Annotated in this window: 18 protein-coding genes; 6 read left to right on the top strand and 12 right to left on the bottom strand. The window is 60.6% G+C overall.

What is annotated here, in order from left to right:
- Positions 1–44: 44 nt before the first annotated feature.
- Together ACA074_RS25655 and ACA074_RS25650 are read right to left on the bottom strand one after the other, a co-directional pair.
- Positions 45–719 carry an anti-sigma factor gene (locus ACA074_RS25655; RefSeq protein ID WP_497678010.1) on the bottom strand — a complete coding sequence of 225 codons (675 nt, stop codon included), beginning with the start codon at positions 717–719 and terminating at the stop codon, positions 45–47.
- Positions 716–1,351: an RNA polymerase sigma factor gene (locus tag ACA074_RS25650; protein ID WP_497678009.1), complete on the bottom strand. Its 636-nt coding sequence runs from the start codon at positions 1,349–1,351 to the stop codon at positions 716–718. The genes ACA074_RS25655 and ACA074_RS25650 overlap by 4 nt, the downstream gene beginning before the upstream one ends.
- Before the next feature lie 149 nt (positions 1,352–1,500).
- On the opposite strand from ACA074_RS25650, the gene ACA074_RS25645 reads away from it, so the two are divergent.
- Positions 1,501–2,058 carry a DUF2780 domain-containing protein gene (locus ACA074_RS25645; protein WP_497615492.1) on the top strand — a complete coding sequence of 186 codons (558 nt, stop codon included), beginning with the start codon at positions 1,501–1,503 and terminating at the stop codon, positions 2,056–2,058.
- A 1-nt stretch (position 2,059) separates the two neighbouring features.
- On the opposite strand, the gene yihG is transcribed toward ACA074_RS25645, so the two are convergent.
- The gene (gene yihG / locus ACA074_RS25640; RefSeq protein WP_401268195.1) at positions 2,060–2,947 is read right to left on the bottom strand and encodes a 1-acylglycerol-3-phosphate O-acyltransferase, YihG family; all 888 of its coding nucleotides are present in this window, start codon (positions 2,945–2,947) and stop codon (positions 2,060–2,062) included.
- A gap of 275 nt (positions 2,948–3,222) precedes the next feature.
- Between yihG and rloA2 the strand changes: the two genes are divergently transcribed.
- From rloA2 to creD, 4 genes are all read left to right on the top strand, one after another.
- Positions 3,223–3,729, top strand: a complete 507-nt coding sequence (rloA2, locus tag ACA074_RS25635; protein WP_187680766.1) for a retropepsin-like aspartic peptidase RloA2 — start codon at positions 3,223–3,225, stop codon at positions 3,727–3,729.
- A gap of 73 nt (positions 3,730–3,802) precedes the next feature.
- The gene (creB, locus tag ACA074_RS25630; RefSeq protein WP_401268192.1) at positions 3,803–4,483 is read left to right on the top strand and encodes a two-component system response regulator CreB; all 681 of its coding nucleotides are present in this window, start codon (positions 3,803–3,805) and stop codon (positions 4,481–4,483) included.
- Positions 4,483–5,901 carry a two-component system sensor histidine kinase CreC gene (gene creC, locus ACA074_RS25625; protein ID WP_187680768.1) on the top strand — a complete coding sequence of 473 codons (1,419 nt, stop codon included), beginning with the start codon at positions 4,483–4,485 and terminating at the stop codon, positions 5,899–5,901. Before creB ends, creC begins: the two co-directional genes overlap by 1 nt.
- Positions 5,902–6,074: 173 nt before the next feature.
- Positions 6,075–7,445, top strand: a complete 1,371-nt coding sequence (gene creD / locus ACA074_RS25620) for a cell envelope integrity protein CreD (RefSeq protein WP_489879369.1) — start codon at positions 6,075–6,077, stop codon at positions 7,443–7,445.
- A 178-nt stretch (positions 7,446–7,623) separates the two neighbouring features.
- Here the strand turns inward: creD and ACA074_RS25615 are convergent, their stop codons facing one another.
- The 8 genes from ACA074_RS25615 to ACA074_RS25580 form a co-directional block, all read right to left on the bottom strand.
- Positions 7,624–8,253 (bottom strand): glutathione S-transferase, encoded by a 630-nt coding sequence (locus tag ACA074_RS25615; protein WP_497678008.1) that lies wholly within the window; start codon positions 8,251–8,253, stop codon positions 7,624–7,626.
- Between the two features lie 175 nt (positions 8,254–8,428).
- Positions 8,429–8,608, bottom strand: coding sequence for a hypothetical protein (locus tag ACA074_RS25610; protein WP_401268181.1), 180 nt, complete (start codon positions 8,606–8,608; stop codon positions 8,429–8,431).
- On the bottom strand, positions 8,605–9,735 hold the full coding sequence (locus tag ACA074_RS25605; RefSeq protein ID WP_401268179.1) for a PepSY-associated TM helix domain-containing protein: 1,131 nt from the start codon (positions 9,733–9,735) through the stop codon (positions 8,605–8,607). The genes ACA074_RS25610 and ACA074_RS25605 overlap by 4 nt, the downstream gene beginning before the upstream one ends.
- Before the next feature lie 74 nt (positions 9,736–9,809).
- On the bottom strand, positions 9,810–12,236 hold the full coding sequence (locus ACA074_RS25600) for a TonB-dependent siderophore receptor (protein WP_497678007.1): 2,427 nt from the start codon (positions 12,234–12,236) through the stop codon (positions 9,810–9,812).
- 208 nt (positions 12,237–12,444) lie between these two features.
- Positions 12,445–13,419 (bottom strand): FecR domain-containing protein, encoded by a 975-nt coding sequence (locus tag ACA074_RS25595; RefSeq protein WP_497678006.1) that lies wholly within the window; start codon positions 13,417–13,419, stop codon positions 12,445–12,447.
- Positions 13,416–13,892, bottom strand: a complete 477-nt coding sequence (locus ACA074_RS25590; RefSeq protein ID WP_497678005.1) for an RNA polymerase sigma factor — start codon at positions 13,890–13,892, stop codon at positions 13,416–13,418. Before ACA074_RS25590 ends, ACA074_RS25595 begins: the two co-directional genes overlap by 4 nt.
- Positions 13,893–14,050: 158 nt before the next feature.
- Positions 14,051–14,758 (bottom strand): 3'-5' exonuclease, encoded by a 708-nt coding sequence (locus tag ACA074_RS25585; protein WP_497678004.1) that lies wholly within the window; start codon positions 14,756–14,758, stop codon positions 14,051–14,053.
- Positions 14,755–16,695 carry a DUF294 nucleotidyltransferase-like domain-containing protein gene (locus ACA074_RS25580; protein WP_497678003.1) on the bottom strand — a complete coding sequence of 647 codons (1,941 nt, stop codon included), beginning with the start codon at positions 16,693–16,695 and terminating at the stop codon, positions 14,755–14,757. Before ACA074_RS25580 ends, ACA074_RS25585 begins: the two co-directional genes overlap by 4 nt.
- Before the next feature lie 253 nt (positions 16,696–16,948).
- Here ACA074_RS25580 and ACA074_RS25575 point away from each other — a divergent pair, with 253 nt between their 5' ends.
- Positions 16,949–17,410, top strand: coding sequence for a response regulator (locus ACA074_RS25575; protein WP_401268167.1), 462 nt, complete (start codon positions 16,949–16,951; stop codon positions 17,408–17,410).
- A 248-nt stretch (positions 17,411–17,658) separates the two neighbouring features.
- Here ACA074_RS25575 and ACA074_RS25570 read toward each other — a convergent pair whose 3' ends face one another.
- Positions 17,659–19,836: a malate synthase G gene (locus ACA074_RS25570; protein WP_401268164.1), complete on the bottom strand. Its 2,178-nt coding sequence runs from the start codon at positions 19,834–19,836 to the stop codon at positions 17,659–17,661.
- Positions 19,837–19,975 lie beyond the last annotated feature (139 nt).

Raw genomic sequence — 19,975 nt, 5'->3', positions numbered from 1 at the left:
GGTGATGAGCCTGGTAAGAAGAATCTGAGCTAATGGATTCAAAGTCAGAGCGCCGCCAACGCCCCTTGATACAACACCGGCCCCGTCGGTTTGCCCGTCGGCGAGCCACCCTTCGGCTCAAGAGTCACCGCCAACGCAACCGGCTTGCCGATCAAGACTTTCTGCGCCTCACTCAACTCAACCTTGCCCTTACCCCCCGCCGGGATCACACCCAGCGAAATCGGCTTGCCATCCGCCGGGATCGCCCACAGTTCCAGGCTGCGAGCGGGATCGACGGCGGCCAGTGTCAGCGGCTCGACTTGCAGATAATCAGCATGCGCCTCGACCTTGAGCGCCGGTTGGGCGTCGGCGCTCAGCAGGGTGGCGCGGTAGCGGGCGTCGTCGCGGTTGTACAGCGAGCCGAGGAACACCAGCACCACGATCGAACACAGCGCAGCCGTAACGCGCAGCCAGTTCCAGAACGGACGTTTTTCCGGCACGTGCAGGACTTGCGGCTCAATCCGCGCGGTAATGCCATGCCATACGCGGTCGGGCACCGGTTGCTCCGGCAGGGGGTCGGTGAGGGTCGCCAGCGTGTCTTGCCAGTGCGCCAGCTCGGCACGCAGCGCCGCGTCGTCGAGCAGCAATTGTTCGAAGCGTCGACGCGCAGCCGAGCTCATCAGGCCGATGGCGTAATCGGCGGCGAGGGCGCGGCGCAGGGCAGGGGTCTGGTAGTTCATGATTCAAGGCACCGGCGCAGGCGTTCCATGCCCCGGCGGATCCACGACTTGACCGTGCCCAGCGGCGTGGCCAGATGCTCGGCCAGTTCGGTACACGACAGGCCCTGAAAGTAGGCCACGCTGATCGACTGGCGCTGCATGCTGTCGAGGGTTTCCAGGCAACGGTTCAGCGCCTGAGCCTCGCGGGCGCTGCTCAATTGTTCATGCGCCGAAGGACTTTCGTCCGGCAGTGCGTCCTGTTCGAGATCGCTCAGCGGCCGGTCGCGCTGTTTGCGCAGTTGGTCGATGGCCTGATTGCGGGTGATGTTGATCATCCAGGTCAGCGGCGCCGACAGATGCGCTTCGTAGCGCGAGGCGTTGTTCCAGATGCGCACGAAGCTTTCCTGCAACACTTCTTCGGCCAGATCGGGTCGGCCCATAAAGCGCAAGGCGACGCCGTGCAGGCGCGGGCCGACGCTGCGGTACAGCGTTTCGAAGGCGCGACGGTCGCCCAGTGAACACTGGGCCAACAGGTGTCGCAGCTGATCGGTGTCGGCGATGGAAATGATGAGTCTCCAGGCAAGGCGTGGGCGACAAGGACTGATCTCGGGCTGTTCACAGGCTAGTTCAGTGATGGCGCTTGTGCCATTCATCGCGGCAATTCCAGGGTTTCACGTTTTATATACGTGGCGATGCTGAAAATGGATGCGCGGGCGAGGAACATGCCGGCGGATACCCGGTCAAACCGGCAGCTTTACCGCCCATTTGACGGGTGGTTTCCACAGCGCAAGAGGATGTCTGAATGAAGATTTCACGCGGTTTTGCTTTGGCATCACTCATGACCCTGGCGGCCGGCCCGGTGTTCGCCGGTTTCAGCCTGGACGATGTGACCAAGGCAGCTTCGAGCATGCAGGGCGGCGACAAGGCTGCCGCTGCGGCACCGACTTCGGAAACCGCTGGTTTGTTGAGCGCTCTGAGTGCGCTGAACGTTACCCCGCAGCAAGCCGTGGGCGGCACCAGTGCGATGCTGGGGCTGGCGAAGAACCAGCTGAGCAGCACCGACTATTCGCAATTGGCCAAGGAAGTGCCGGGCATCGATAAACTCTCCGGCGGCGGTGGCAATCTGGCTGCGCTGAGCGGTTTGCTCGGCTCGTCGGGCAAGTCGGCCGGGCTGGAAAATGCCTTGGGCAACGTCAAGGACACCAATGACCTGAACAATGCGTTCAGCGCCTTGGGCATGGACAGCGGCATGATCGGCCAGTTTGCCCCGGTGATTCTGCAATACCTCGGTCAGCAAGGCGTTGGCGGCTCGCTGCTGAGCAGTCTGGGCGGCATCTGGGGCACTGGCACCGGTAGCTGATTCAGCCGCGCCCGTTCTTCAGTTCAGCGATGCGCTGATCTTTCTCGGTCCAGAGCTGGTTGACCCAGTTCTGGACCTTCTGGCGAAACACCGGATCGTTTTCGTAATCGCCCTGCCACAGCGCCGGGTCGAGTTCGCGGGTCTTGATGTCGATGATCACTCGCGGCACGTTGCCGCTGATCAAATCCCAGAATCCTGGAATCGTCGCCTGTGGATAAACCACGGTGACGTCGAGGATCGCATCCAGTTGTTCACCCATCGCCGCCAATACAAACGCCACGCCGCCAGCCTTGGGCTTGAGCAAGTGGCTGAACGGTGACTGTTGCTGCGCGCTTTTCGCAGCGGTGTATCGGGTGCCCTCCAGATAATTCACCACGGTCACGGGCTGACGCTTGAACAGCTCGCATGCCTGTTTGGTGATCTCCAGATCCTTGCCCGCCAGTTCCGGGTTCTTCGCCAGAAACGCCTTGGTGTAGCGCTTCATGAACGGGTAATCCAGGGCCCACCAGGCCAGGCCCAGAAACGGCACCCAGATCAGTTCTTTCTTGAGGAAGAACTTGAAGAACGGCGTGCGCCGGTTGAGGGTCTGGATCAGCGCCGGAATGTCGACCCACGACTGATGGTTGCTGACCACCAGATAAGAGGTGTCGCCGCGCAGGTTTTCGCCGCCACGAATGTCCCATTGAGTAGGAATGCACAGGCGAAAAATCAGCTTGTCGATTTCTGCCCAGGTCTCGGCAATCCACATTACCGCCCCCGACGCGTAATCACGCCAGCGCCCGGGCGCTACCAGTTTGAGCAGGGCAAAGATCATCAACGGCCCGATCAGGATCAGGGTGTTGAGCAACAGCAGCAGGGTGACGAAACAGCCGGTGAGCAGGCGGCGCATAAGCAACTCTATGAAAGCGGATGGACGCGCCATGATAAGTGGCTTCGGGCGACAGGCCAAATTTGCACTGACGAATGTTTCACTTTTGTACCGCTATGCTGCGGGTTGGATGATCGTTCCCACGCTCTGCGTGGGAACGCCGTCCGGGACGCTCCGCGTCCCAGTGACGCAGAGCGTCACTGGATGCATGCTCACGCAGAGCGTGGGAACGATCGGGTGGAACAAGGTCTAAAATCCCACGTCTGCCGCCCTCATTTTTCAAGGAAGCCCCTTACGTGAAATCCCTCCTTGCACTGTTTGCCCTCGTCGCCCTGCCAGTCATGGCCGCCGAGCCGACCCTGTACGGGCGTTACGAATACATCGCGCTGCCGGAAATAGGCGGTGAAGTGCTCAAGGCCAAAATGGACACCGGCGCGCTGACCGCGTCGCTGTCGGCCAAGGACATCGAGACTTTCACCCGCGATGGCGACGACTGGGTGCGCTTCCGTCTCGGCACCAAGGACGCCAGCAACAAGGTCTACGAACACAAGGTTGCGCGCATCAGCAAGATCAAGAGCCGCTCCGATGAAGAAGACGAAGATCGCGAAGCCACCGAAGTCGCCAAGCGCCCGGTGGTCGATCTGGAGCTGTGCCTGGGCAACGTCAAGCGCACCGTGGAGGTCAACCTGACCGACCGCAGCAACTTCAACTATCCGCTGCTGATCGGTGCCAAGGCCTTGCGCGAGTTTGGCGCAGCAGTGAACCCAGCACGGCGCTTCACCGCCGACAAACCGGACTGTTAAGCCAAGTGGTCTCATTGACGTAACGTCAGGCTTGGGGCACCGTTCGCGCACTTAACCCACGGGCTCGGACGCCATGCCTCATATCCTGATTGTCGAAGACGAAGCGGCGATTGCCGATACGCTGATTTTTGCCTTGCAGGGCGAGGGGTTCACCACCACTTGGGTGAGCCTCGGCGCGGCGGCGCTGGAACATCAGCGCCAGACCCCGGCCGATCTGATCATTCTCGACATCGGCCTGCCGGACATCAGCGGTTTCGAAACCTGCAAACAGCTGCGCCGCTTCAGTGAAGTGCCGGTGCTGTTCCTCAGTGCGCGGGACGCCGAGATCGACCGTGTCGTGGGGCTTGAAATCGGTGCCGACGACTACGTGGTCAAGCCGTTCAGCCCACGGGAAGTGGCGGCGCGGGTTCGCGCGATTCTCAAGCGCATGGCGCCACGGCCCACGGTTGAGGTGTCCTCGGCGTTGTTTCGCATCGATCCCGAGCGCGTGCAGATTGCTTATCGCGGTCAGCCTCTGAGCCTGACCCGTCACGAATTCCGCCTGCTGCAATGCCTGCTCGACCAACCGGAGCGGGTCTTCAGTCGCGAGCAATTGCTCGACGCGTTAGGCGTTGCTGCTGACGCCGGTTACGAGCGCAGCATCGACAGCCACATCAAAAGCGTGCGCGCCAAGCTGCGTCTGGTGCGTGCCGAAGCCGAGCCGATCCAGACCCATCGCGGCCTCGGTTACAGCTACAGCCCGGGGCACAGCTGATGTCGTTGGGGCTGCGGATTTTCCTGGTGTATGTGCTGTTTGTCGGCCTGACCGGTTATTTCGTGCTCAACACGGTGATGGAGGAAATCCGTCCCGGTGTGCGTCAGTCCACCGAAGAAACCCTCGTCGACACCGCCAACCTGCTGGCGGAAATCCTGCGCGACGATTTCAAGGCCGGCACCCTCAGCGAGAATCGCTGGCCCGAGTTGCTGCGCGCCTACGGCGAACGCCAGCCGCAAGCGACGATCTGGGGGCTGCCGAAGAATCAGGTCAACCATCGCATCTATGTCACCGACGCCAAGGGCCGGGTGGTGCTGGATTCCAGCGGTGTGGCGGTGGGGCAAGATTATTCGCGCTGGAATGACGTCTACCTGACTTTGCGCGGCGAATACGGTGCGCGTTCCAGCCGCAGCGATCCGGATGACCCGAGCTCGTCGGTGATGCACGTCGGTGCGCCGATCCGCGACAACGGCCAGATCATTGGCGTAGTGACCGTGGCCAAACCCAACAGCTCGTTGCAGCCTTACGTTGATCGCACCGAACGGCGCTTGCTGTTTTACGGTGCTGGCCTGATCGGTCTCGGTTTGTTGTTCGGCGCCTTGCTGTCATGGTGGCTGAGCCGCGCACTGCATCGCTTGACCGGTTATGCCCAGGCCGTCAGTGAAGGCCGGCGAGTGGAAGTGCCGCACTATCGCGGCGGTGAGCTGGAACAACTGGCCACGGCGGTCGAGCAGATGCGTACGCAACTGGAAGGCAAGGCCTACGTTGAACGCTATGTGCACACGCTGACCCATGAATTGAAAAGTCCGCTGGCGGCGATTCGCGGTGCGGCGGAGTTGCTGCAAGGTGAAATGCCGCCGGTTCAGCGCCTGCGTTTTGTCGGCAATATCGACAGCGAAAGTGCGCGGATGCAGCAGTTGATCGAGCGCTTGCTGAATCTGGCGCAGGTTGAGCAGCGCCAGGGTCTTGAGGAACGAGTGGCCGTGCCGCTGGCGGTGTTGGTCGATGAGTTGTTGCAGGGGCAGGCGGCGCGAATCGAAGGCAAGCAGCTGCGCATTGAACAGGCGATCTCGGCGAGTCTGCTGCTGATCGGCGAGCCATTTTTGCTGCGTCAGGCGCTGGGTAATCTGCTGGAGAATGCGCTGGATTTCACCCCGGTCGAGGGGTTGCTGCGGTTCAGTGCCGAGCGGGTTGGCGAGCAAATCGAATTTCGTTTGTTCAATGAGACGGCGGCGATTCCTGACTACGCTTTGCCGCGTTTGACTGAACGCTTCTACTCATTGCCGCGCCCGGACAGTGGACGCAAAAGTACCGGACTGGGACTCAACTTCGTCGAGGAAGTGGTCAAGTTGCATGGTGGGTCGATGAGTATTCGCAATGTTGAAAATGGCGTTGAAGTGACATTGCGCTTGCCTTGAGACCGAGTCGCTGCCTTCGCGAGCAGGCTCGCTCCCACAGGTGGCGCATTCCAATGTGGGAGTGAGCCTGCTCGCGATAGGGTCAGTGAAGTCTCCACACAATCTCCACATTCCCCCCACAAATTCCCCATACAGCCCATCCAGACTCTGCCCATCAAAACAGGGAGAGTCCCATGAACAAGAATCTGACCATAAAGCTCGGGGCCATTGCCCTGTTGATCCTGCTGTTGCTGATACCACTGCTGATGATCGACGGGGTCATCGACGAGCGCCAGCAACTGCGCGACGGCGTGCTGCAAGACATTGCCCGCAGCTCCAGTTACAGCCAGCAGATCAGCGGCCCGGTGATGGTGGTGCCGTACCGCAAAGTGATTCACAACTGGAAGCTCAACGACAAAACCAACAAGCGCTATGACGAGCCGAGCGAAGAACGCGGGCGTTTGTACTTTCTGCCGGAACGGTTCGAACTCGATGGCCAGGTACAGACCGAACTGCGCGCCCGGGGCATTTACGAAGCGCGGCTGTTCCATGCCGAGAACCGCATCAACGGCAGTTTTTCGCTGCCAGCGCAATTGGGCATCAAGGAAGACTTCACCGATTACCAGTTCGATGCGCCGTTTCTCGCGGTCGGCATCAGCGACATTCGCGGCATCGAAAATGCCTTGAAACTGGAACTCGACGGCCAGCGCCTGGACTTCGTTCCCGGGACTCAAGTCGGCTGGCTCGGCGAGGGTGTGCGAGTGACGCTGCCGCAGCTCGACACCAGCAAAACCAACGAACTGGCGTTCGGTTTCGACCTGCGTCTGCAAGGCACCGGTTCATTGCAGGTGCTGCCGGTGGGCAAGAGCAGCAGCGTCAGCCTGACCGCCAACTGGCCGCACCCAAGCTTCATCGGCAACTTCCTGCCGGCCAAACGGGAAATCAACGACGCCGGTTTCAGCGCCGACTGGCAGACCACGTTCTTCTCCACCAACCTGCAAGACGCCATGAGCCGCTGTGTCAGCAGCAATGATTGCGATGGCTTCAATGCCCGTAGCTTCGGCGTGAGCTTCATCGACCCGGTGGATCAATATCTGAAGAGTGACCGGGCGATCAAATATGCGCTGTTGTTTATCGTCCTGACGTTCGCCGGTTTCTTCCTCTTCGAAGTGCTCAAGAGTCTGGCGGTGCACCCGGTGCAATATGCGTTGGTGGGGGTGGCGCTGGCGTTCTTTTACCTGTTGCTGCTGTCGCTGTCGGAACACATCGGGTTTGCCCTGGCGTATCTGTTGTCGGCCAGTGGTTGTGTGTTGCTGATCGGGTTCTATGTCTGCCACGTGCTGCACAGCGTGCGTCATGGCTTGAGTTTTTCGGCGGGGTTGGCGGCGTTGTATGGCCTGCTCTATGGCTTGTTGAGTGCCGAGGATTACGCGCTGCTCATGGGTTCACTGCTGCTGTTCGGCTTGCTCGGTGTGTTTATGGTGCTGACGCGTAAACTCGATTGGTACGGGATCGGGCAGAAGCCGCAGAAGCCGCTGGAGTTTGATATCGGGGCGGTGCAATGAGCGGGTTGCGTGAGGATCAGCGGGAGGCTGCGGTGTTGGTGACGCTGATCTTTGCGTCACTGCCGCCGGAACCGAGGTGGTGCCATCGCGAGCAGGCTCACTCCCACACTGTGCATGAACACAAATCACTTGTAGGAGCGAGCCTGCTCGCGAAGAGGCCGGAACAGGCGCCGCCGTTTTAAGGCTTGGGCATGGTCGCGATCATGGACGGTCGCTGGCTCACTTCGAAGAACCAGTTGGCGAGTTGCGGATTGGCCTCGCGCCAGCCCAGGTCCGGGAAGCGCAGATCGAGGTAGCCAAGTGCACACGCCACGCTGATCGCCGCTACATCGAAATGGCTGGTCAGCTCGGCAATCGCTTCACTTTCCAAAACGGCCAAGGCGCGACGGATCTTGTCGCGCTGGGCTTCGAGCCATTCGTCCCAGTGTTTTTCCGGTGCACGCAGCACCTGCTCGTAACGCACCATCACCGAGGCATCCATGATTCCGTCGGCCATCGAGGCCAGGGTCAGACGCCGCCAGCGGGCCGAACCGTCGCGAGGGATCAGCGGGTTGCCGACGTGTTGGTGGTCGAGGTAATCGAGGATCACGCGGCTGTCATGGATGACATCGCCGTCGGCCAAGCGCAGGGCCGGGATCTTGCCCAGCGGGTTGTCGGCGTTGAGCTCGGCACTGGGGCTGACCGGGCTGAGCACACAGTCTTGCAACGCGACGCGATCCTGCTGGCCGGTCTCGTGCAGAAACACCATCACTTTGCGTACGAACGGGGAGAGCGTGTTGTGGAACAGGGTCATGCTGGGGACGGACATTGGCAGGGTCTCGATCAGGACAGTGATGGGGCAGCATAGCCTGTCAGTGCACGAGCTCAAGCCTTGCGCCGAACCAAATGTAGGAGTGAGCCTGATCGCGATAGCGTAATGACATTTAATACCTATGTTGACTGACCCGCAGCCATCGCGAGCAGGCTCACTCCTACAGGGTTTTTCAGCTTCGCAGCAATAGACCTCTTATGGCCAGAAATGCCGGCACACCCAAGCCGATCCAACTCAGCGCATCCCAAACCCCATCCCCCAGCAACGCCGCAAACAACCCTGCCGCACTGAGTAGCGCGATCACCAGCGGCGTGCTGAACACCTTCCAGAAATTCGACTGACGCGGCTTCATGCAGAGGCCTCCGTCGTTTCCAGCACGGGCTTGGCCGCTCTGCGCCGTACTACCCACAGATACACGCCGCTGCCGAGCACGATGATTGTCAGTACATCGAGGGCGGCCCAGAGAATCTTCATCGGCATGCCGCCGTAGTCACCGAAGTGCAACGGCTGGGACATGCCCATGGCGTCCATGTACCACGGTCGTTCCGCCACGGCGGTGACTTGCAGGGTCGTGGCGTCGATCAATACCGGCGTCAGCAGGTGAGAGGTCAAATGCGTGCCGCCCTTCATGAACACCGAGTAATGGTGCTCGCTGGAAAAGCGCGTGCCGGGGAAGGCGATGAAATCCGGCTTCATGCCCGGCGCGACTTCGCCGGCAATGTCGAGCAAGCGGGTGGCCGGGGCCAGATGGGTCAGCGGTGGCGCATCGCGATAGGGCGCGATCAAGGTATTGAGCGAGTCGTTGCGCCATGCAGCGATCAGCAAGTCGGCGCAGGCGCTGATCACACCGGTCACACCGACAACCAACGCCCACGTCAGCGTGACGACGCCGATCAGGTTATGCAGGTCGAGCCAGCGCAGGCGGGTGGATTTGTCCTGGCGCACGGTGCCGAATTTCAAACGACGCATGAACGGCAGGTACAGCACCGTCCCGGAAACTATCGCCACGACAAATAACAGCCCCATGAACGCCAGCAGCAACTTGCCCGGCAACCCGGCGAACATGTCGACGTGCAGGCGCAGGATGAACAGCATCAAACCGCCGTTCGCCGAGGGCGTTTCCAGCGCTTCGCCGGTGCGCGCATCGAGCATGAAGGTGTGCGAAGAATTGGGCTCGGTGCCGGCGGTTTTCGCCATGATCGTCAGCACGGCGTTCGGCTCATCGTCGTCGAAGCCGAAGTACTGCACGACGTCATCCGGGCGATGTTTTTCCGCAGCCTCGACCAGTTGCGCCAGATTCAGGCGCGGCGTGTCGGCCGGCATCTCGCGTACTACCGGAGCATCGCCGAGCAGGTGGTCGATTTCATGGCTGAAAATCAACGGCAGGCCGGTCAAGGCCAGCATCAGCAAAAACACGGTGCAGATCAGGCTGGTCCAGGTGTGGATGAACGACCAGCGGCGGATTGTTTTACTTTTCATTTCATGACCTTCAAAAACACCAAAGCCGTCCACGAAGGACGGCCGGGTGACATGACCTGTTTCAGCTCAATCGCTTACCACTTATAAGTGGCGCTGGCGACGACACTGCGCGTGTCGCCGTAGTAGCAGTAGAAGCTGTCGCAGGTGGAAATGTATTCCTTGTCGAACAGGTTGGTCGCGTTGAGTGCCAGCGACGCGCCCTTGAGGCTGTTGTCCAGACGGCCGAGGTCGTAATGCACGCTCGCGTCGAACACGGTGTAGGCGTCCGCCTTGCCCAGCCAGGTGTTGGCCTTGTCGCCGTAAGTGTTGCCGGTGTAACGCACGCCGGCACCGATGCCGAAGCCATCGAGTACGCCGGTGTGCCAGGTGTAATCGGTCCACAACGACGCTTGCTGGTTGGGCATCAGTTGCAGGCGATTGCCCTTGTCGGTGCCGTTCTGCACTTCGGATTTGGCCAGGGTGTAGGCGGCGATGACTTTCAGGTTATCGGTAACGTCCGAGACCGCTTCCAGCTCCAGGCCTTTGACTTTCACTTCGCCGGTCTGGCTGGTGATCGACACGCCGTCGACGAAGGTGTTGACCGAGACGTTTTTCTGGGTGAGGTCATACACGGCCGCGCTCAACAGCGTCTTGCTGCCCGGCGGCTGGTACTTGATGCCCAGCTCCCATTGCTTGCCTTCGGTTGGCTTGAGCGAACCGGTGGAGGTAGCGTCGGCGCCCGTGGTCGGCTGGAAGGATTCGGCGTACGACAGGTACGGCACGAAGCCTGAATCGAACACATAGCTGAGTGCCGCGTTGCCGCTGAATTTCTTGTCGCGTTGGGTGTTGGTGGCGTCTGCTTTGTTGATGAATCGCGTGCTGGTGTGAACCCAGTCTTCACGGCCGCCGAGGGTCAGGCGCCATTGGTCGAGGGCCATTTGATCTTGGACGTAGAGGCCGGTCTGGTAGGTCTTCTGGTTGTAGTCGTAAAACGCTGTGGAGCGCGCCGGACGCACGATCGGCTGGCCGTAGATCGGGTTGATCACGTTGGTTTGAAGACCATCACCAAATATAGAGGTGTAGTTGGTGTTGCTGCGCTGGTGATCCAGACCCAGCAGCAAGGTGTGGCGGATATCGCCAGTGGCGAAATCGGCCTGGAAGTTGTTGTCCACGGCGAACTGGCTGATGTCTTCGTCGACGCTGGTGCTGGTACGGCCGACGTTGCCCTGATCATCCACTTCGGTGAACGGGTACGAGCCAACGGTCAGTGCCTGGAACGACAGATCCGACTTGGTGTAACGCAGGTTCTGCTTGAACTGCCACGTATCGTTCAAGCGATGTTCGAACGCGTAGCCCAGCGCGTAGTAAGTGCGGTCGTAGTATTCCCAATCCGGGTCACCCAGATTCTTGTGATGGGAAATGTCTCCCAGCGGCGACTTGATCTTGGTGCCCTGAATCGGCAGGAACTGGCTGGTGATGCCGGTATCGTCGCGGGTGAACTGGCTCAACAGGGTGAATTTGGTGTCGTCGTCGATGTTCCAGGTCAGGCTCGGCGCGATGTTGTAGCGCTTGTTGTCAACGTGGTCGACCTGCGTACCGCTGTCACGTACGACGCCGCTGATGCCATAGAGAAACTGGCCGGCGTCGTCGATCTTGCCGGTGCTGGCGAAGTTGATCTGGCGATGGTTGTCGCTGCCGTATTGCAGCTGAATTTCGCTGCTGGCGATGTCACTTGGACGGCGGCTGACCATATCCAGCAGGCCGCCCGGCGGGGTCTGGCCGTACACCGACGAGGCCGGGCCACGGAGCAGGGCGAGGCGGTCGAGGTTCCAGGTTTCCTGTTTCGGGTTGGCGTACACGCCTTTTGGCAGCGGCAGACCGTCGAGGAACTGGGTCGGTTCGAAGCCGCGCACGCGCAGCCAGTCCGCGCGGGTGTCGCTGCCGTAGCTGCTGGCGGTGATGCCTGGCATGTAGCGCACGGCGTCATCGAGGCTGTGCACGCCACGGTCGTCCATTTGCTGGCGGGTGGCGATGGAGATCGAGCGCGGTGCTTCGACCAGCGCGGTGTCGGTCTTGGTGCCGGCGGCGGTGCGCGTGGCGGTGTAGCCCTCGACAGGGCTCCAGGCGGTTTCCAGATTTTCCACACCGATCACCGATGTTTCCGGCAGCGCCATCACACCCTCAGGCACAGCGACCAAGGTGTAAGTGCCGGTGCTGCTTTGTTCCAGTTGCAGGCCAGTGCCTTGCAACGCTGCACGCAATGCGCCAGTGGCGTCGTACTGGCCGTTCACCGGGGCCGAGGTCTTGCCTGCCGCCAGCGACGGATTCAGCGACAGCGCGAGGCCACCCTGGCTGGCGATCTGGTTCAACGTGGTGGACAGAGGCGCGGCCGGCAGGTTGTAGGCTCGCACGCTGGACGCTTGTTCAGCGGCGAACAACGGGCTGCTGATCAGCGGGGCGCCCAGAGCGATGGCGACAGCCAACAGACTGGGGCGCAACAAGGTGTCTAGCGAACGGGACATACGGCGGCTCCTGAATGGAAACATTTCTCAATTGCCTGTGTGCCGGACGAGATCGGAAAAGTGATAGGGCTGGATGAAAATAATTTCGATTAACTGAAAATCGAGTTGTGGCAGATGACGTCTTCGCGAGCAGACTCGCTCCCACAGGGGTAACGCATCCCAATGTGGGAGCGAGCCTGCTCGCGAAAGCTAAAGCTCAGGCACCACATTAATCAGGTTTGGTATCAGCCTTCGCCACGGTGACCCAAAATGGCGTGTGCTGTTCGATCTGCACCGGCAGGGTCGGCAGCAGGGCGCTCAAGGCTTTATCGGTGTCGTGCAACGGGAAGCTGCCGGTAATGCGCAAGTCAGCTACTTCCGGTGCCACGCCCAAATGTCCGCGTCGATAACGCCCCAACTCGTGCACCAGATCCCCCAGTCGCGCGTTATCGACCACCAGCATCCCGCGCGTCCACGCATCGGCGCCAGGGTTGAGCGCGACAATGGCGTCCAGTCCGTCATGGCGCAGCAGCACTTGTTGGCCTTCACGCAGGATCTGTTCTTCAGGGTTCGATCGCGTATGCGCAGCGACTGCCGACTGCAACACGCTCAGGCGCGTCCCTTCTTCTTCGCGCTTGACCAGGAATCGCGTGCCCAATGCACGCATGCTGCCCTCGCGTGTTTCCACAATGAATGGCCTCGCGTCACCGTGGCCGGTTTCGACGAGGATTTCGCCTTCCTGCAAAACAATCAGGCGTTGCTTGTCATCGAAGCGCACATCCACAGCGCTGTGGGTGTTGAGATTGAGCACGGTGCCGTCGGCCAGGCGCACGGTGCGCTGTTCGCCAGTCGCAGTACGCTGATCCGCCAGCCAGTAATCCAGCGGCAGATAACGATCGCCCGCAAAAAGCGCCAGCCCCACCACCGCCACCACACTGGCCAATCCGCTGCCCAGCTTGCGCACTCGACGACGAATGCCCTCGCGTGATTGCAGCAAGGCACTGCGGGCTGGCCCTTTGGCCACGCTGAAACGCTGATCGAGCATGCCCAACTGGCGCCACGCCCGGGCATGTTCTTCATGGGCCGCGTGCCATTTGGCGAATTCCTCGCGCTCCAGCGGGCTGCTCGAATCGAGCGTCAGCTGCCAGGCAATCGCCGCGTCCAGCACATGCGCCGGCACCGGTCTGGAACTGGCCGGGCTCATGTCGGCTCACCGTACAGGGCGATGTAGCACTGACGAATCCCTTGCGCCAGATACTGGCGCACACGCGGTACTGACACGCCGAGCTTCTCGGCGATCTCGGCATGGCTGAGGCCGTCGAGGCGGTTATAAAGGAAAGCGGCGCGGGCCTTGGTCGACAGTTTGCCGAGCATACGGTCGATGGCTTTGAGGTCTTCGAGGATCAGTTGCTGTTCTTCCACCGATGGCTGTTCGCCTTCGGGAATCAGCATCAGTTCGGTGAGGTAGGCCTGTTCCAGCGCGGCACGGCGGAAGTAATCGAACAGCAGACCCTTGGCGATCGCCACCAGGAAAGCCCGGGGCTCGCGCGGCGATGGCAGTTCATCGCGACCGAGCAGACGCACGAAGGTGTCCTGACTCAGGTCTTCGGCACGTTGCGGACACGCCACATTGCGCCGCAGCCACGCCAGCAGCCAACCGCGATGGTCGCGATACATCGCACCGACGAGCTCACTGTGAGGGCTTGGGACTGACGACACCAGACGCACCGATTGGGAAATGTTAACCAACGAGAATTGTTCGCGATTCTGGCAGAGGTGGGAATGGTTAGCAATTGGCCACTGGTCGGGTGGGAGGGACGCAGCTCCTACGGGGGTTAGAAAGAGTGGGTTTGTTGCCTGCGCTTCCATTGACTCAACCGCTGCTGCAAATTCAGCGGGCTATGAATCTGCTGCCCCCGCGCCCGACTGAACAGGATCAACGCCAGCTCCGCCGTCGCCAGCGCATCGGCACTCGCGTTGTGCCGCTCGAACACTTCAAGCTTGAACCAGTCGATCCACTCATCCAGCCCGGCCTCGCGAATGTTCGCCTGCGGGCACACCAGCGGTGCAATATCCGCGACATCCAGAAACGTCTGCTGCAACTTGTACCCCAGGTGCTCCTTCAGCGCCCGCCCAAGCATGTGCTGATCGAACGGCGCATGAAACGCCAGCACCGGGCTGTCACCGACAAACTCCATGAACTCCAGCAACGCCTCGGCAGGTTCGCTGCCAGCGGCAATCGCATTCGGCCCCAGCCCATGAATCAACACGCTGGGGCTGAGCTTCAATTCACGACATTGCAGCGTGCGTTCGAACTGCTGGCTGAAATCGATAGCGCCGTCCTCGATCACCACCGCGCCAATCGAAAGCACGCGATCCTTGTTCAGGTTCAGCCCGGTGGTTTCCAGATCCAGCACCACCCAGCGCTGTTCACGCAGGCTGCATTCGCCCAGCTCAGCGATCGCCGGCAGCTTCTTCAGACGCTGTTGCAGGTCTGCCGGCACCACTGGACTTGCCGGACGCAACCACGAGAACAGGCTCATAGCTGATACCGCAGGCTCAGGCTGCTTTGCAGGCGCTGAGCCTGACGCAGGGATTCGCGCAGGATGCGTCGGTCGAGATGATTGAGGCTGTCGGGATCGACACGATTGGAGTACGGCAGATTCTCCCGGGTCTGGAGTTGATGTTGCTGCATGCGGGTTTGCTGAATGAAGTGGTACGCCTCTTCATACGCGGCGCCGTCCAGTCGCTCGATGACTTCTTTTTCCACCAGTTGGCGGAAGCGTTCAAGGGTGTTGTTGCTGTCGATGCCGTTGGCCAGCGCGAGCAGGCGCGCGCCATCCACGAACGGCGTCAGGCCCTGGACTTTCAGATCCAGTGTGGCTTTTTCACCGTTCTTGCGCGCCAGCACGAACTCGCGGAAACGCCCGACCGGCGGGCGATTGCGCAAGGCGTTGTCGGCCATCATGCGCTGGAACAAACGGTTGTCGCCGACCTGATCGAGAATTCCTCGGCGCAGTTGTGCGCAGCCCTGTTCATCACCCCAGACCACCCGCAGATCGAAATAGATGCTCGAGCCCAGCAGGTTCTCCGGCGTTGCCTCGCGAATAAACGCCGCAAAGCGCCGCGCCCACTCCGCCCGGGACAAACACAGCTCCGGGTTGCCGGCCATGATGTTGCCCTTGCACAGGGTGAAGCCGCACTGCGCCAGGCTCTGGTTGATCTGCTGCGCGATGGGCAGCAGCTTGCCGCGAATCTCCGCCGCGTGCGCGGCATCGCGGGCGTCGAACAGAATGCCGTTGTCTTGATCGGTGTGCAGCGTTTGCTCGCGCCGGCCTTCGCTGCCGAAACACAGCCAACTGAACGGCACGCCGGGGTCGCCTTTTTCGGCGAGGGTCAGTTCGATCACCCGGCACACGGTGTGATCGTTGAGCAGGGTGATGATGTGGGTGATCTGCGTCGACGACGCGCCGTGGGCGAGCATGCGTTCGACCAGTTGGCCGATCTCGCCGCGCAGGGTTACCAGTTGTTCGACGCGCTGGGCGCTGCGAATCGTGCGGGCCAGATGCACCAGATCGACCCGCTGCAAGGAAAACAGATCACGCTCGGACACCACGCCGCACAGGCGCTGATCCTTGACCAGACAAACGTGGGCGATGTGCCGTTCGGTCATGGCAATCGCCGCGTCGAAGGCGCTGTGATCCGGCGAAAGATAGAAGGGCGCACGGGTCATGTGGCGTTCAATGGCTTCGCTGAAATCGTCCACCCCTTCGGCCACCACATGGCGCAGATCTCGCAGGGTGAAAATCCCCAGCGGCGCCTTGTGCTCATCCACCGCGACGATGCTGCCGACCTGCTGCTCGTGCATCAATTTCACCGCTTCACGCAGCGGCGTTTCAGGGCTGCACGTCACCGGATGCCGCATCGCGAGCTCACCGAGGCGGGTATTCAGCGAATACTGGGTGCCGAGGGTTTCCACGGCTTTTTGCTGGACTTGCTGGTTGACCTGATCGAGCAGGCTGCTGACCCCGCGCAAGGCAAAATCGCGAAAGATGTTGGACAGGGCGAACAGTTTGATGAACGCCGGTTTGTTCAGTTGCAGGCAGAAGGTATCTTCCCCGGCCAGATGCTCGGTGCGGGTCGCTCGCTCACCCAGCAACGCGGCGAGGGGAAAGCATTCGCCGGTGGTGATTTCAAACGTGGTTTCGGTGCCACCCTTGGCCGTGTGCGGACGCTCGCCGACAACGCGGCCCTGTTTGACGATATAGAAGTGTTCAACCGGGCCATCGGCGGGTTTGATGATGCTCTCGCCCTGGCCGTAGAAGCGCAGCTGACATTGCTCCACCAGATAGGCGAGGTGGGCGTGTTCCATCTGATTGAAGGGCGGGAAGCGCTGGAGGAATTGCAGAGTGCCCTGAATGTTCTGCAACACCGCGGTTTTCCCTGCCTGGGTGAAGGCGTCCGCTTTACTCATAACCATTACCGCAGTCTTTTTCGAATTGTTGTTGTCGGATCGTTGCAGCCATGGTCGACCCCTCTGGCCGGGGTGCCCATTGGACGTAAGTCTAGGTTTGCCATGCCGTTGAGCACATTTGGGAAGAACCCTACAAAAACAGTCGGAAATTCGACCGCTCGGCTATTGGAAAAAAATCCGACGAAGTGCACATTGAAGCTCTGCCTGGCGATGTCTGACGACTGTGCCAGGTGATTGATTTGAAAACGTAGAGAACGCCATGCCCGACCACGATATTTTGAGCGACGCCGAGCGCGAAGCACTCAGCGCTGTGATGCTCGAACCTGATCTGCCTCCGCAGCGAGTCCTGATCGTCGATGACGACAAGGATGCCCGGGAGCTGCTCTCGGAGATTCTGGCGCTCGACGGCATTCGCTGCATGACCGCAGCCAGCGGTGAAACCGCACTGAAGATGTTGGCCGAGAAACCCTCGATCGGGCTGGTGATCACTGATCTGCGCATGGGCAATGTCGATGGCCTGGATCTGATTCGTCAGGTGCGTGAATCGGTAAGGGCGGCGCTGCCGATCATCATCGTTTCCGGCGATGCCGATGTAAAAGACGCCATTGCGGCGATGCACCTGAGCGTGGTGGATTTTCTGCTCAAGCCGATTGATACGGGCAAGTTGCTCGGTCTGGTCAAACACGAATTGGGTATTGAGTCTACTAGCCCCTCACCCTAGCCCTCTCCCAGAAGGAGAGGGGACTGACCGCGGTGGATGTGCAAGGTACACCGACCTGAAATTCCTCAGTCGAACTCCGGTTATGAAAAGCACAAAGATCGGCTCCCTTTCCCCCTCGCCCCCAATGGGGGAGAGGGCTGGGGTGAGGGGGATCGATCTAAAGTCCTCCACAAATCCCCCACACCGCACAAACAAAAAAGCCCTGATCTCTCGATCAGGGCTTTTTCATGTCCGGCATCTACGCAAATTTACAGGCCGTTGGCAGCCTTGAACTCGCGACGACGACGGTGCAGCACCGGCTCGGTGTAACCGTTCGGCTGTTTGGTGCCTTCGATCACCAGTTCGACCGCCGCCTGGAAGGCGATGTTGCTGTCGAAGTTCGGTGCCAGCGGGCGGTACAGCGCGTCGTTGGCGTTCTGACGATCCACCACCGGCGCCATGCGCTTGAGGCTTTCCATCACTTGCGCTTCAGTCACGATGCCGTGGCGCAGCCAGTTGGCGATGTGCTGGCTGGAGATACGCAGCGTTGCGCGGTCTTCCATCAGGCCGACGTCATTGATGTCCGGCACTTTCGAGCAACCCACGCCCTGGTCGATCCAGCGCACCACGTAACCAAGAATGCCCTGGGCGTTGTTGTCCAGTTCGTTCTTGATCTGCTCCGGCGTCCAGTTCGGATTGACTGCCAGCGGGATGGTCAGGATGTCGTCCACCGAAGCGCGGGCACGTTTGGCCAGTTCGGCCTGACGGGCGAACACGTCAACCTTGTGGTAGTGCAACGCGTGCAGCGCGGCGGCGGTCGGCGATGGAACCCAAGCGGTGTTGGCACCGGCCAGTGGATGGGCGATTTTCTGTTCGAGCATCGCGGCCATCAGGTCGGGCATCGCCCACATGCCTTTACCGATTTGCGCACGACCTTGCAGGCCGGTGCTCAGACCGATATCGACGTTCCAGTTCTCGTAGGCGCCGATCCACTTCTCGGCCTTCATGTCGGCTTTGCGCACCATCGGGCCGGCTTCCATGGAGGTGTGGATTTCGTCGCCAGTACGGTCGAGGAAACCGGTGTTGATGAATACCACGCGCTCGCTGGCTGCCTTGATGCAGGCCTTGAGGTTGACCGTGGTGCGGCGCTCCTCGTCCATGATCCCGACTTTCAGCGTGTTGCGTTTCAGGCCCAGCACGTCTTCGATGCGGCCGAACAACTCGTTGGTGAACGCCGCTTCTTCCGGGCCGTGCATCTTCGGTTTAACGATGTAGACGGAACCGGTGCGGGTGTTCTTGCGCGAGGTGTTGCCGTTGAGGTTGTGCATGGCCGCGAGGCAAGTGATCAGACCGTCGAGGATGCCTTCCGGCACTTCGTTGCCTTGGCTGTCGAGGATCGCGTCGATGGTCATCAGGTGACCGACGTTGCGCACGAACAACAGCGAGCGACCATGCAGCGTCACTTCACCGCCATCGACTGTGGTGTAGCTGCGATCCGGGTTCATGGTGCGGGTGAAGGTCTTGCCGCCCTTGGCAACTTCTTCCGACAGATCGCCCTTCATCAGGCCGAGCCAGTTACGGTAGATCACCACCTTGTCGTCGGCATCGACGGCGGCGACGGAGTCTTCGCAGTCCATGATGGTGGTCAGCGCCGCTTCCATCAGGACGTCTTTGACGCCGGCTGCGTCGGTCTGGCCGACCGGGGTGCTGGCGTCGATCTGGATTTCGAAATGCAGACCGTTGTGTTTCAGCAGGACTGCGATTGGCGCGTTGGCGTCGCCCTGGAAACCGATCAACTGAGCGTCGTCGCGCAAGCCGCTGTTGCTGCCGCCCTTGAGGGTGACAATCAGTTTGCCGTCAGCAATTTTGTAGCCGGTGGAGTCGACGTGGGAGCCGGCGGCCAGTGGCGCGGCTTCGTCGAGGAAAGCGCGGGCGAAGGCGATGACTTTATCGCCGCGCACCTTGTTGTAGCCTTTGCCTTTCTCCGCGCCACCTTCTTCGCTGATCGCGTCGGTGCCGTAGAGGGCGTCGTACAACGAACCCCAGCGGGCGTTCGAGGCGTTGAGGGCAAAGCGAGCGTTCATCACCGGTACAACAAGTTGCGGGCCGGCGGTACGGGCGATTTCGTCATCGACGTTTTGCGTCGTTGCCTGGAAATCGGCCGCTTCTGGCAGCAGATAACCGATTTCTTGCAGGAAGGCTTTGTAGGCCACGGCGTCGTGTGACTGACCGGCACGGGACTGGTGCCAGCCGTCGATACGGGCCTGGAAGTCATCGCGTTTGGCGAGTAGGGCTTTGTTCTTCGGTGCCAGGTCGTGAATGACCTTGTCGGCACCTTCCCAGAATTTTTCGGCGGTGAGGCCGGTACCGGGAATGGCTTCGTTGTTCACGAAGTCGAACAGGACTTTGGCGACCTGCAGGCCACCGACTTGAACGTGTTCAGTCATTGCTTGCCTCACTCTGCTCAGCTATTTCGCTTTTCAGCTCTTCAATTTGACAATGAAGCCTCTGGCCATTTAAACCACAAACCTTCCGACCAGTACATGCCATTGCTGGCGGCTGGGCTGGGACCAATCAACGGCTTGG

It is taken from the genome of Pseudomonas sp. LBUM1655 (assembly GCF_059716085.1).
The sequence above is the reverse complement of the archived record's forward strand: the minus strand, read 5'-3'. Positions and strand labels throughout refer to the sequence as shown.